Raw genomic sequence first — 13,036 nt, forward strand, 5'->3', positions numbered from 1 at the left:
GGCATGCCCCAACTGCCTGCCCCCGCCTACCCGGACGAGGTCCGGGCCCGCCTCGAAGCGGATGCGAGGGAGGTCATCGCCCGCTACCCCGACAGCCGCTCCGCGCTGCTGCCGCTGCTGCACCTGGTGCAGTCCGAGGAGGGGTACGTCTCCCGCACCGGGATGCGCTTCTGCGCCGAGGTCCTCGACCTCACCACCGCCGAGGTCACCGCGGTGGCGACCTTCTACACCATGTACCGGCGCAAGGCCTCCGGCGACTACCAGGTCGGCGTCTGCACCAACACGCTCTGCGCGGTGATGGGCGGCGACGCCATCTTCGACGAGCTGAAGACCTACCTCGGGGTCGGCAACAACGAGACCACCGCCGACGGCAAGGTCACCCTCGAACACATCGAGTGCAACGCCGCCTGCGACTACGCCCCCGTGGTGATGGTCAACTGGGAGTTCTTCGACGACCAGACGCCCGAGTCGGCCAAGCAGCTGGTGGACGACCTGCGCGCGGGCCGCCCCGTCGAGCCCACCCGCGGCGCCCCGCTGTGCACCTACAAGGAGACCGCCCGCATCCTGGCCGGCTTCCCCGACGAGCGCCCCGGCGCGGTCGAGGCCTCCGGCGGCGCCGGGCACGCCTCACTGCTCGGCCTCCGGCTGGCCAAGGGCGAGACGCTGGGTGCCCCCCGCGTCGTATCGCCGCGCGGTGAAGCCGGGAGCGGCGAGGCCAAGGACGCCCCGCAGCCCGGCTCCCAGCACCTCAGCTCGCACGACGCACCGCAGCAGACCTCGGCGTCCGACCCCGCTGCCGCACCCGAGCAGCACCCGGCCGGGCCTTCTTCCGAGGAGGGGGAGTGATGACCGTGACCACCGAGATCGACGGCAACGGCAGCAACGGGGACAGCCCCGAGAAGCTGCTCTCGCCGGTCCTGTCCGCCTTCTGGGACGACCCCCGGTCGTGGACCCTGGAGACCTACCGCAGGCACGAGGGCTACGAGGGTCTGCGCAAGGCCCTCGCGATGACCCCCGACGACCTGATCGCCTATGTGAAGGACTCCGGTCTCCGCGGGCGGGGCGGGGCCGGATTCCCCACCGGAATGAAGTGGCAGTTCATTCCGCAGGGCGACGGAAAGCCGCACTATCTAGTTGTCAACGCCGACGAATCGGAACCGGGAACCTGCAAGGACATCCCGCTCCTCTTCGCGAACCCGCACAGCCTCATCGAGGGCATTGTGATCGCGTGCTACGCGATCCGGTCGAGTCACGCGTTCATCTATCTGCGTGGTGAAACCGTCCCCGTGCTGCGCAGGCTGCACGAGGCGGTGCGGGAGGCGTACGCCGCCGGTTACCTCGGCAAGGACGTCCTCGGCAGCGGACTCGATCTCGAACTCACCGTGCACGCGGGGGCGGGTGCGTACATCTGCGGAGAAGAGACCGCACTGCTCGACTCGCTCGAAGGCCGTCGCGGCCAGCCCCGGCTGCGTCCTCCCTTCCCCGCGGTCGCCGGGCTCTATGCCTGTCCCACTGTTGTCAACAACGTCGAGTCGATCGCATCGGTTCCCGCGATTCTCAACCGGGGCAAAGACTGGTTCCGTTCCATGGGCAGCGAGAAGTCCCCGGGCTTCACGCTGTACTCACTGAGCGGACATGTCGCCAACCCCGGTCAGTTCGAAGCCCCGTTGGGAATCACGCTGCGCCAGCTGCTCGACATGAGCGGCGGAATGCGACCGGGACACCGGCTCAAGTTCTGGACGCCGGGCGGCTCCTCGACCCCGATGTTCACCGATGAGCACCTCGACGTACCCCTCGACTACGAGGGCGTCGGAGCGGCCGGTTCCATGCTCGGCACCAAGGCGCTCCAGTGCTTCGACGAGACCACCTGTGTGGTCCGCGCGGTGACCCGCTGGACCGAGTTCTACGCCCACGAGTCCTGCGGCAAGTGCACCCCGTGTCGCGAAGGGACGTACTGGCTGGTCCAGTTGCTGCGCGACATCGAGGCCGGCAAGGGCCAGATGTCCGACCTCGAAAAGCTCAACGACATCGCCGACAACATCAACGGCAAGTCCTTCTGCGCGCTCGGGGACGGGGCGGCCTCGCCGATCTTCTCCTCGCTCAAGTACTTCCGCGAGGAGTACGAGCGGCACATCACCGGCAAGGGCTGCCCCTTCGACCCCGCCAAGTCGACCGTCTGGGCCGACCGGCACTCCGACACCACGGAGGTGAACGCATGACCATCACGACCCACAGCGCGTCCTCCTCAGGCGGCGAGGCGGCGGTCCCGCCCGAGGACCTCGTGTCCCTCACCATCGACGGCATCGACATCAGCGTCCCCAAGGGAACCCTGGTGATCCGCGCCGCCGAACTCCTCGGCATCGAGATCCCCCGCTTCTGCGACCACCCCCTCCTCGACCCGGCCGGCGCCTGCCGCCAGTGCATCGTCGAGGTGGAGGGCCAGCGCAAGCCGATGGCGTCCTGCACCATCACCTGCACCGACGGCATGGTCGTGAAGTCCCAGCTCACCTCGCCGGTCGCCGACAAGGCGCAGCGCGGAGTGATGGAACTCCTCCTCATCAACCACCCGTTGGACTGCCCGGTCTGCGACAAGGGCGGCGAGTGCCCCCTGCAGAACCAGGCGATGTCGCACGGCGACGCCGACTCCCGTTTCGACGGGAAGAAGCGGACGTACGAGAAGCCCGTCCCGATCTCCACCCAGGTGCTGCTGGACCGTGAGCGCTGTGTGCTGTGTGCGCGCTGCACCCGGTTCTCCAACCAGGTGGCGGGCGACCCGATGATCGAGCTGATCGAACGCGGCGCGCTCCAGCAGGTCGGCACCGGCGAGGGTGACCCCTTCGAGTCGTACTTCTCCGGCAACACCATCCAGATCTGCCCGGTCGGCGCGCTGACCTCGGCGGCGTACCGCTTCCGGTCGCGCCCCTTCGACCTGGTGTCCTCTCCCTCCGTCTGTGAGCACTGCGCGGGCGGTTGCGCGACGCGCACCGACCACCGGCGCGGCAAGGTCATGCGGCGGATGGCGGCCGAGGACCCGGAGGTCAACGAGGAGTGGCTGTGCGACAAGGGGAGGTTCGGCTTCCGGTACGCCCAGCGTCCCGACCGGCTGAAGACTCCGCTGGTACGCAACAAGGAGAGCGGCGAACTGGAGCCGGCCAGCTGGCCCGAGGCCCTGGCGGTCGCCGCCGCGGGACTGGCGGCGGCGCGCGGCCGGGCCGGTGTACTCACCGGTGGCCGGCTGACGGTCGAAGACGCTTACGCCTACAGCAAGTTCGCCCGTACCGCCCTCGACACCAATGACATCGACTTCCGCGCGCGCGTGCACAGCAGCGAGGAGGCCGACTTCCTGGCCGCCCACGTCGCCGGACGCGGGCGCGACCTCGATGGTGCGGGGATCACGTACACCACGCTGGAGAAGGCCCCGGCGGTACTGCTCGCCGGGTTCGAGTCCGAGGAGGAGGCGCCCGGCGTCTTCCTGCGGCTGCGCAAGGCCCACCGCAAGCACGGTCAGCGCACCTTCGCCCTCGCCTCGCATGCGACCCGGGGCCTGGAGAAGGCGGGCGGCACCCTGCTCCCCGCCGCGCCCGGCACCGAGACGGAGTGGCTGGACGCGCTGGCCGGGCACGCGGGACTGGAGGCGGACGGCGTCACGGCCGCCGAAGCGCTGCGCGAGCCGGGTGCGGTGATCGTCGTCGGCGAGCGACTGGCCGGTGTGCCGGGCGCGTTGACCGCCGCGGTACGAGCGGCATCGGCGACCGGCGCCGAACTGGTGTGGATCCCGCGCCGGGCCGGAGAGCGCGGCGCCGTCGAGGCCGGAGCGATCCCGTCGCTGCTGCCCGGTGGCCGTCCCGCGACCGACCCGCGTGCGCGCGAGGAGGTCGCCGACGTCTGGCGGGTGGCCGAACTGCCGCACCGCCACGGGCGCGACACCGGTCAGATCATTGAGGCGGCCGCCACCGGTGAGCTGCTGGCGCTGGTCGTCGCCGGGGTCGAGCCCGGGGACCTGCCGGACCCGGCCAGGGCGCGGGTGGCGCTGGACGAGGTGCGCTTCCTGGTCTCGCTGGAGCTGCGGCCGAGCGAGGTGACCGACCACGCGGACGTAGTGCTTCCGGTTGCTGCGGTGGCCGAGAAGCCGGGCACTTTCCTCAACTGGGAGGGCCGGGCGCGGATGTTCGAGGCCGCGCTGAAGCCGGAGCAGATGACCCGGACGCTCGCACCGAGCGACGCCCGCGTCCTGCACATGCTGGCCGACGAGATGGATGTGGCGTTCTCGCTGCCGGACCTCAAGTCCGTACGACGTGAGATGGACCGGCTCGGCGGCTGGGACGGACCGCACGCCTCCGCACCGCTGGAGACGTCCCGTCCGCTTCCGCGTGCGGGTGCCGGTGAGGCCGTTCTCGCAGGTCACCGGATGCTGCTCGACCAGGGCAAGCTCCAGGACGGCGACGAGGCGCTGGCCGGTACGCGCCACGCGTCGGTGGCCCGCCTCTCCGCCGCCACCGCCGCCGAAACGGGCGTCAAGCACGGCGACATCCTCGAAGTGACCGGACCTTCCGGTTCCGTACAACTTCCGCTCCAGGTCACCGAGATGCCCGACCGGGTGGTCTGGCTCCCGATGAACTCGGTCGGCGGCGGAGTCCTCTCCGACACCGGGGCCCGCCCCGGACAGCTCGTCACGCTGGCCCCCGCGGTCACTTCCGCCCCGGGCGCCCCGACTTCCCCGACGGAGGTGACGGCATGACGACGTACACACTCGCCGCAGAAGACCTGTCGATGTTCGGCACGGACCCCTGGTGGCTCGTCGCGATCAAGGCCGTCTTCTGCTTCGCGTTCCTGATGGTCACCGTGCTCTTCTCCATCGTGTGGGAGCGCAAGGTCGTCGCCTGGATGCAGCTGCGCATCGGCCCCAACCGGCACGGCCCCTGGGGCATGCTCCAGTCGCTCGCCGACGGCATCAAGCTGATGCTGAAGGAAGACGTCGTCGTCAAGCGCGCCGACAAGGTCGTCTACATCCTGGCGCCGATCGTCGCGGCCATCCCGGCCTTCATGGCGATCGCGGTCATCCCGTTCGGGCCGGCCGGAAACGAAGTCTCGATCTTCGGCCAGCGCACGACGATGCAGCTCACCGACCTGCCGATCGCCATGCTGTACGTCCTGGCGTGCGCCTCCGTCGGCATCTACGGCATCGTCCTGGCGGGCTGGTCGTCGGGCTCGACGTACCCCCTGCTCGGCGGGCTGCGCTCCTGCGCGCAGATGATCTCGTACGAGATCGCGATGGGCGCCGCCTTCGCCTCGGTCTTCCTCTACTCCGGGTCGATGTCGACCTCGGCGATCGTGGAGGCGCAGGCGGACCGGTGGTTCATCATCCTGCTGCCGGTGTCCTTCATCATCTACGTCGTCACCATGGTCGGCGAGACCAACCGGGCGCCGTTCGACATGCCGGAGTCCGAGGGCGACCTGGTCGGTGGCTTCAACACCGAGTACTCGTCGATCAAGTTCGCGCTGTTCATGCTGGCCGAGTACGTCAACATGGTCACCGTCTCGGCGGTCTCGGTCACCCTCTTCCTCGGCGGCTGGCGGGCTCCGTACCCGATCAGCAGCTTCTGGGAGGGTGCGAACCACGGCTGGTGGCCGATGCTCTGGTTCATCCTCAAGGTGCAACTGCTGCTGTTCTTCTTCATCTGGCTGCGCGGCACCCTTCCTCGGGTGCGCTACGACCAGTTGATGAAGCTGGGATGGAAGGTACTCATCCCGGTTTCGGTGGTCTGGCTGATGCTGGTCGCCACCGTGCGGGCGCTGCGCAACGCGAACGTCGAGTACCAGCAGATCGTGCTGTACGTCGCCGGAGGCGTGATCGCCGTTCTCCTGCTGTCGTTCCTCTGGGACTTCTTCCGGCGCGGCAGGGACGAACAGCCCGAGGACCAGGCCGCGTTCGACCCGATGGCCGGTGGATTCCCGGTACCCCCGCTACCCGGACAGACGCTGCCGCCGGTGCCGCGCAGGCGCTCCAGGCAGGAGCGAGAGCTCGTTGTCAGTGGTGCGGGTAATACTGACAGTGGAGTTACAGAGAGTGACGGAAAGGAGGCGGACGGTGTCTGAGGCATCTTCCCGGGGCGAGGACCCCCGGGCCCCCTGGCAGAACCCCGTGGCCGGCTTCGGCGTGACCTTCAAGGCCATGTTCAAGAAGCGGCTCACCGAGCAGTACCCGGAAACGCCGAAGGTGACCGCGCCGCGCTTCCACGGCCGCCACCAGCTCAACCGGCACCCCGACGGACTGGAGAAGTGCATCGGGTGCGAACTCTGCGCCTGGGCCTGTCCGGCCGACGCGATCTACGTCGAGGGCGCGGACAACACCGAGGAGGAGCGCTACTCCCCGGGCGAGCGCTACGGCCGCGTCTACCAGATCAACTACGCCCGCTGCATCCTGTGCGGGCTGTGCATCGAGGCGTGCCCGACGCGGGCGCTCACGATGACCAACGAGTTCGAACTGGCCGACAGCAGCCGCGAGAACCTGATCTACACCAAGGACCAGCTGCTCGCCGGGCTGACCGAGGGCATGGTCGACTCCCCGCACTCGATCTTCCCGGGTACGGACGAGCAGGACTACTACCGGGGTCTGGTCACCGAGGCGGCGCCCGGCACCGAGCGGCAGGTCGCGCTCAGCAAGGGCGAGCGGGTCCAGGAGGCCGCGTCCACCTTCGGCGAGGACGAGCCGGCCTCCGCAAGGGTGGTGGGGGCATGACCAGCACCCTCGCCGCTGCTGCTTCCACCGGTGAAGCCGTGCAGTTCTGGATTCTGGGCACGGTCGCCGTCATCGGCGCGCTGTGCACGATCCTGATGAAGAAGGCCGTGCACAGTGCGCTGTGTCTCGCCGGGACCATGATCATCCTGGCGGTCTTCTACCTCGCCAACGGGGCGTACTTCCTGGGCGTCGTCCAGATCGTCGTCTACACCGGCGCGATCATGATGCTCTTCCTCTTCGTGGTCATGCTCGTCGGCGTCACGGCGGCCGACTCCCTGAAGGAGACCCTCAAGGGGCAGCGCTGGCTGGCCGCCACCTGTGGGCTGGGCTTCGGGATCCTGCTCATCGCCGGCATCCGCAACGCCCAGTTGAAGGACTTCAACGGACTCGCCCAGGCCAACGCGGCGGGCAACGTCCAGGGCCTGGCAGAGCTGATCTTCACCAAGTACGTCTTCGCCTTCGAGATCACCGGCGCCCTGCTGATCACGGCGACGGTCGGCGCGATGGTCCTCACCAACCGCGAGCGCACCGAGCGCGCCAAGAGCCAGCGCGAGCTGGCTGAGATCCGGGTACGGGAAGGCAAGCACCTGCCGCCCCTCCCCGCCCCCGGCGTCTACGCCCGGCACAACGCGGTGGACATCGCCGGTCTGCTCCCGGACGGCACCCCGTCCGAGCTGACCGTGATGCAGACGCTGCGAGAGCGCGGCCAGATCCGGGACGTGTCGACACAGGCGCTGAACGATCTGAAGGCGCTGGAGCAGCGGTCCGCGGAGCGGCTCGGCCGTGACGGCGACCGTGACGGTGACCGAGAAGAGGAGGCTGCCAAGTGAATCCGGTCAACTACCTCTATCTCGCCTCGCTGTTGTTCACCATCGGCGCGGCGGGCGTGCTGATCCGGCGCAACGCCATCGTCGTGTTCATGTGCGTCGAGCTGATGCTCAACGCCTGCAACCTGGCACTCGTCGCGTTCTCGCGGATGCACGGCAATCTCGACGGCCAGATCATCGCCTTCTTCACGATGGTCGTCGCCGCCGCCGAGGTCGTGGTCGGCCTGGCGATCATCGTGTCGCTGTTCCGGTCCCGCCACTCGGCCTCGGTCGACGACGCCAGCCTGATGAAGCTGTAAGGGGTCGGAAGAAACGTGGAGAACCTGATCGCGCTGCTTGTCGCGGCGCCACTGCTCGGAGCGGCCGTACTGCTGTGCGGCGGACGCCGGCTGGACCGGATCGGCCACTGGCTGGGCACCCTGCTCGCCGCCGGTTCGTTCGCCATCGGCGCCGTGCTCTTCATCGACATGCTGGGCAAGGGCGCGGACGACCGCGCCCTGCACCAGAAGCTGTTCAGCTGGGTCCCGGTCGCGGACTTCCAGGCGGACATCGCCTTCCAGCTCGACCAGCTGTCGATGACCTTCGTCCTGCTGATCACCGGTGTGGGCACCCTGATCCACATCTACTCGATCGGTTACATGGAGCACGACGAGCGCCGCCGGCGCTTCTTCGGCTACCTGAACCTCTTCCTCGCGGCGATGCTCCTGCTGGTCGTCGCCGACAACTACCTCCTGCTCTACTTCGGTTGGGAGGGCGTCGGCCTCGCCTCGTACCTGCTCATCGGGTTCTGGCAGCACAAGCCCAGCGCGGCGACCGCTGCCAAGAAGGCGTTCCTGGTCAACCGCGTCGGCGACATCGGCCTGTCCATCGCGATCATGCTGATGTTCACCACCTTCGGGACCTTCGCCTTCGGGCCGGTCCTCGGGGCTGCGGAAGGCGCGAGCGAGGGCAAGCTCACCGCGATCGGCCTGATGCTGCTGCTCGCCGCGTGCGGCAAGTCGGCGCAGGTACCGCTCCAGTCCTGGCTCGGCGACGCGATGGAGGGCCCGACCCCGGTCTCGGCCCTGATCCACGCGGCGACCATGGTGACGGCCGGTGTCTACCTGATCGTCCGCTCGGGAGCCATCTTCGACGCCGCCCCCGACGCCCAGTTGGTGGTCACCGTCGTCGGTGCGGTCACGCTGCTCTTCGGTGCGATCGTCGGTTGTGCCAAGGACGACATCAAGAAGGCGCTCGCCGGATCGACCATGTCGCAGATCGGCTACATGATCCTCGCGGCCGGGCTCGGCCCGATCGGCTACGCCTTCGCGATCATGCACCTGGTGACCCACGGCTTCTTCAAGGCCGGGCTGTTCCTCGGCGCCGGTTCGGTCATGCACGGCATGAACGACGAGGTCGACATGCGGAAGTACGGCGGCCTGCGCAAGTACATGCCGGTCACCTTCGTCACCTTCGGTCTCGGCTATCTGGCGCTCATCGGCTTCCCGGGCCTGTCCGGCTTCTTCTCCAAGGACAAGATCATCGAAGCTGCGTTCGCGGCGGGCGGTGTCCAGGGCTGGATCCTGGGTGCGGCCACCCTGCTGGGTGCCGGACTCACCGCGTTCTACATGACGCGCGTGATGCTGATGACCTTCTTCGGCGAGAAGCGCTGGCAGCCGGACGCGGAAGGCAATGACCCGCACCCGCACGAGTCGCCCAAGTCGATGACGATCCCCATGATCGTGCTCGCCTTCGGGTCGGTCTTCGCCGGTGGTCTCTTCAGCATCGGCGACCGGTTCGTCAACTGGCTTGAGCCGGTGACCAAGTTCGAGCACCCGCACCCGCCGATCAGCATCCCGGTCATCACCGGCGCGACGATCGTGGTGCTGCTGCTCGGCGTGGTCGCCGCCTGGTTCCAGTACGGCCGCAAGCCGGTCCCCGTGGTCGCCCCGCGCGGCTCGCTGCTCACCCGGGCCGCCCGCCGCGACCTCCTCCAGGACGACTTCAACCACGTGGTCCTGGTCCGTGGCGGTGAGCACCTCACCCGCTCGCTGGTCTACCTCGACCACAGCGTGGTCGACGGCGTGGTCAACGGCACCGCCGCCTCGGTCGGCGGGCTCTCGGGCCGGCTGCGCAAGCTCCAGAACGGCTACGCCCGCTCGTACGCGGTCTCGATGTTCGGCGGTACGGCGATCCTCATCGCCGCGACCCTGCTGATGAGGGCGGTCTGATCACGATGTCCTTTCCCCTGCTCACCGCGGTGGCGGTCCTCCCGGCGGCCGGTGCCATCCTCACCGCCGCCGTCCCGGCCGCCCGTCGCACGCTCGCCAAGTGGCTGGCGCTGGCGATCTCGCTCGGCACGCTGGTGCTGGCCGCGATCGTCGTCGTACGGTTCGAACCGGGTGGCGACCGCTACCAGTTGACCGAGTCGCACGCCTGGATCAAGGACTTCGGGGTCCGCTACGAACTCGGTGTGGACGGCATCGGGGTGGCGCTGGTCGCACTGACCGCGCTGCTCATCCCGTTCGTGATCATCGCCGGCTGGAACGACGCCGACCCCCTCGAAAAGAGGGACAACAAGCGGTGGCGGCCCACCCAGGGCTTCTTCGCGCTGATCCTGATGGTCGAAGCGATGGTGATCCTCTCCTTCGAGGCCACCGACGTCTTCCTCTTCTACATCTTCTTCGAAGCCATGCTCATCCCGATGTACTTCCTCATCGGCGGCTTCGGCGACCGGGCGCACGCGGGCACGGACGAGGCGGCGGCCACCCAACGGTCGTACGCCGCGGTCAAGTTCCTGCTGTACAACCTGGTCGGCGGGCTCATCATGCTGGCCGCCGTGATCGGTCTGTACGTCGTCGCCGGGACGTTCTCGCTCTCGGAGATCGCCGAGATGCGGGCCGCCGGCACGCTGGAGATGTCGACCAACATCGAGCGGCTCCTCTTCCTCGGGTTCTTCTTCGCCTTCGCGGTGAAGGCCCCGCTGTGGCCGCTGCACACCTGGCTGCCGAACGCGATGGGCGAGGCGACCGCACCGGTCGCCGTCCTCATCACCGCGGTCGTCGACAAGGTCGGCACCTTCGCGATGCTGCGCTTCTGCCTCCAGCTCTTCCCGGAGGCCAGCCAGTGGGCGACGCCCGTCGTCCTGGTACTCGCGCTGATCAGCATCGTGTACGGGGCGCTGCTCGCCGTCGGCCAGCGGGACATCAAGCGGCTGATCGCGTACGCCTCGATCTCGCACTTCGGCTTCATCATCCTGGGCATCTTCGCGATGACCAGCCAGGGTCAGTCCGGCGCGACCCTCTACATGGTCAACCACGGCATCTCCACCGCCGCGTTGATGCTGGTCGCGGGCTTCCTGATCACCCGGCGCGGGTCGCGGCTGATCGCGGACTACGGCGGGGTGCAGAAGGTGGCCCCGGTGCTGGCCGGCACCTTCCTGATCGGTGGACTGGCCACCCTCTCGCTGCCGGGACTCGCTCCGTTCGTCAGCGAGTTCCTGGTGCTGGTCGGGGTGTTCGCCGCCTACCCGGTGGTCGGGATCATCGCCACCACCGGCATCGTGCTCGCCGCGCTCTACGTGCTGGTGCTCTACCAGCGCACCATGACCGGCCCGGTGAAGGCCGAGGTCAGCGGGATGCCGGACCTCAAGGCACGGGAACTGGTGGTGGTGATTCCGCTGATCGTGATGCTGATCGGGCTCGGGGTCTACCCCAAGCCGCTGACCGACATCGTCAATCCGGCGATCACCCACACCATGCACGACGTGAACAAGCAGGACCCCAAGCCTGAAATGGAGGCCGCGAAGTGAGCGCAGCAGCTGTCCACAGCCTGTGGATGAATCTGGCGGCGGCCGATCCCGCGGTGCCCGGCAAGACCTTCGAGGCGCCGACCATCGAGTACACCCAGCTGGCGCCGATCCTGATCGTGGTCAGTGCGGCGGTCATCGGCGTACTCGCGGAAGCGTTCGTGCCCCGAAAAGGACGCTATTACGCCCAGTTGTTCATTGCGGTGGTCGCGATCGCCGCGGCCTTCGCGGCGATCGTCGGGCTCGCGGCCAGCGGGTTCGCCACCACCAAGGCGCACATCGCGGCCGAGGGTGCGATCGCGGTCGACGGGCCGGCTCTCTTCCTCCAGGGGACGATTCTCCTGGCCTCGCTGGTCGCGATCTTCACTTTCGCCGAGCGACGGCTCGACCCCGTCCAGCACGGCAACCACAGCGACTCGTTCGCCGCGGACGCCGCGGCCGTACCGGGCAGCGACGCCGAAAAGGCCGCGGTCAAGGCCGGGTTCACCACCACCGAGGTCTTCCCGCTCGCGATGTTCGCGATCGCGGGACTGCTCGCCTTCCCGGCCGCCAACGACCTCCTCACCCTCTTCATCGCGCTCGAAGTCTTCTCCCTCCCGCTCTACCTCCTGTGCGCCGTCGCCCGCCGCAAGCGGCTGATGTCGCAGGAGGCGGCCGTGAAGTACTTCCTGCTCGGCGCGTTCTCCTCGGCGTTCCTGCTGTTCGGCATCGCGCTGCTCTACGGGTACGCGGGCTCGGTCTCGTACGCCCGTATCGCCGACATCGTCGACGGCACCGCCCAGAAGATCGACCCGGCGCTCGCCGGCACCATGGGCAATGACGCACTGCTGCTCATCGGCATGGCGATGATCCTGATGGGGCTGCTCTTCAAGGTCGGCGCGGTCCCCTTCCACATGTGGACCCCGGACGTCTACCAGGGTGCGCCGACCCCGGTCACGGGCTTCATGGCGGCGGCGACGAAGGTCGCGGCCTTCGGCGCGCTGCTCCGTCTGCTGTACGTCGTGCTCCCCGGTCTCACCTGGGACTGGCGGCCGGTCATGTGGGGCATCGCGATCGTCACGATGCTGGGCGGTGCGGTCGTCGCCATCACCCAGACCGACATCAAGCGGCTCCTGGCGTACTCCTCGATCGCGCACGGCGGGTTCATCCTGGCCGGTGTCATCGCGGCCACCCCCGACGGGATCTCGTCCGTCCTCTTCTACCTCCTCGCCTACTCCTTCGTGACGATCGGCGCCTTCGCCGTGGTCACGCTGGTGCGCGACGCGGGCGGCGAGGCGACGCACCTGTCCAAGTGGGCCGGGCTCGGCCGACGCTCGCCGCTGGTCGCCGCCGTCTTCGCGGTCTTCCTGCTGGCCTTCGCGGGCATCCCGCTGACCTCCGGGTTCTCGGGCAAGTTCGCGGTCTTCAAGGCGGCTGCGGAGGGCGGCGCCGGCGTGCTGGTCGTGGTCGGTGTGCTGTCCTCGGCAATCGCCGCGTTCTTCTACATCCGGGTCATCGTGCTGATGTTCTTCAGCGAACCGAAGGCGGACGGCCCTACGGTCGCCGTGCCCTCGCCGCTGACGATGATGGCGATCGGGGTGGGAGTGGCGGTGACGCTGGTGCTCGGTGTGGCGCCGCAGTACTTCCTGGATCTGGCGGGGCAGGCGGGGACGTTCGTCCGGTAGGCCCTACCGGCCCTGTCGC

Annotated in this window: 10 protein-coding genes; all 10 read left to right on the forward strand. The window is 68.5% G+C overall.

The features are described 5' to 3' along the window. Positions 1–3 precede the first annotated feature (3 nt). Genes nuoE through nuoN form a run of 10 tightly spaced genes read left to right on the forward strand, consistent with a single transcriptional unit; the run spans position 4 to position 13,017 of the window. Positions 4–846, forward strand: coding sequence for an NADH-quinone oxidoreductase subunit NuoE (nuoE, locus tag ACIA73_RS34510; RefSeq protein WP_399442905.1), 843 nt, complete (start codon positions 4–6; stop codon positions 844–846). Next, the gene (gene nuoF / locus ACIA73_RS34515; RefSeq protein WP_399442872.1) at positions 843–2,219 is read left to right on the forward strand and encodes an NADH-quinone oxidoreductase subunit NuoF; all 1,377 of its coding nucleotides are present in this window, start codon (positions 843–845) and stop codon (positions 2,217–2,219) included. The genes nuoE and nuoF overlap by 4 nt, the downstream gene beginning before the upstream one ends. Continuing rightward, a complete protein-coding gene (locus ACIA73_RS34520) occupies positions 2,216–4,738 on the forward strand; it encodes an NADH-quinone oxidoreductase subunit G (protein ID WP_399442873.1) in 2,523 nt (840 codons plus the stop codon). The genes nuoF and ACIA73_RS34520 overlap by 4 nt, the downstream gene beginning before the upstream one ends. After that, positions 4,735–6,096, forward strand: coding sequence for an NADH-quinone oxidoreductase subunit NuoH (gene nuoH / locus ACIA73_RS34525; RefSeq protein ID WP_399442874.1), 1,362 nt, complete (start codon positions 4,735–4,737; stop codon positions 6,094–6,096). Before ACIA73_RS34520 ends, nuoH begins: the two co-directional genes overlap by 4 nt. Then, on the forward strand, positions 6,089–6,739 hold the full coding sequence (gene nuoI / locus ACIA73_RS34530) for an NADH-quinone oxidoreductase subunit NuoI (RefSeq protein WP_399442875.1): 651 nt from the start codon (positions 6,089–6,091) through the stop codon (positions 6,737–6,739). Before nuoH ends, nuoI begins: the two co-directional genes overlap by 8 nt. Next, on the forward strand, positions 6,736–7,569 hold the full coding sequence (locus ACIA73_RS34535; protein WP_399442876.1) for an NADH-quinone oxidoreductase subunit J: 834 nt from the start codon (positions 6,736–6,738) through the stop codon (positions 7,567–7,569). Before nuoI ends, ACIA73_RS34535 begins: the two co-directional genes overlap by 4 nt. Then, positions 7,566–7,865, forward strand: coding sequence for an NADH-quinone oxidoreductase subunit NuoK (gene nuoK, locus ACIA73_RS34540; protein ID WP_189554133.1), 300 nt, complete (start codon positions 7,566–7,568; stop codon positions 7,863–7,865). The genes ACIA73_RS34535 and nuoK overlap by 4 nt, the downstream gene beginning before the upstream one ends. Before the next feature lie 15 nt (positions 7,866–7,880). Then, the gene (nuoL, locus tag ACIA73_RS34545; protein WP_399442877.1) at positions 7,881–9,776 is read left to right on the forward strand and encodes an NADH-quinone oxidoreductase subunit L; all 1,896 of its coding nucleotides are present in this window, start codon (positions 7,881–7,883) and stop codon (positions 9,774–9,776) included. A 5-nt stretch (positions 9,777–9,781) separates the two neighbouring features. Beyond that, complete coding sequence (locus ACIA73_RS34550; RefSeq protein WP_399442878.1) at positions 9,782–11,356, forward strand: NADH-quinone oxidoreductase subunit M; 1,575 nt, start codon at positions 9,782–9,784, stop codon at positions 11,354–11,356. Next, a complete protein-coding gene (gene nuoN / locus ACIA73_RS34555) occupies positions 11,353–13,017 on the forward strand; it encodes an NADH-quinone oxidoreductase subunit NuoN (protein WP_399442879.1) in 1,665 nt (554 codons plus the stop codon). Before ACIA73_RS34550 ends, nuoN begins: the two co-directional genes overlap by 4 nt. Positions 13,018–13,036: the final 19 nt, after the last annotated feature.

Source organism: Streptomyces sp. NPDC051561 (genome assembly GCF_044454195.1).
Classification (GTDB): domain Bacteria; phylum Actinomycetota; class Actinomycetes; order Streptomycetales; family Streptomycetaceae; genus Streptomyces.

What these genes read in the sequence shown, in the direction of transcription:
- nuoH (WP_399442874.1), top strand. Translation starts at nt 4,735, where the DNA reads ATGACGACGTACACACTCGCCGCAGAAGACCTGTCGATGTTCGGCACG.
- ACIA73_RS34550 (WP_399442878.1), top strand. Translation starts at nt 9,782, where the DNA reads ATGTCCTTTCCCCTGCTCACCGCGGTGGCGGTCCTCCCGGCGGCCGGT.
- ACIA73_RS34535 (WP_399442876.1), top strand. Translation starts at nt 6,736, where the DNA reads ATGACCAGCACCCTCGCCGCTGCTGCTTCCACCGGTGAAGCCGTGCAG.
- ACIA73_RS34520 (WP_399442873.1), top strand. Translation starts at nt 2,216, where the DNA reads ATGACCATCACGACCCACAGCGCGTCCTCCTCAGGCGGCGAGGCGGCG.
- nuoE (WP_399442905.1), top strand. Translation starts at nt 4, where the DNA reads ATGCCCCAACTGCCTGCCCCCGCCTACCCGGACGAGGTCCGGGCCCGC.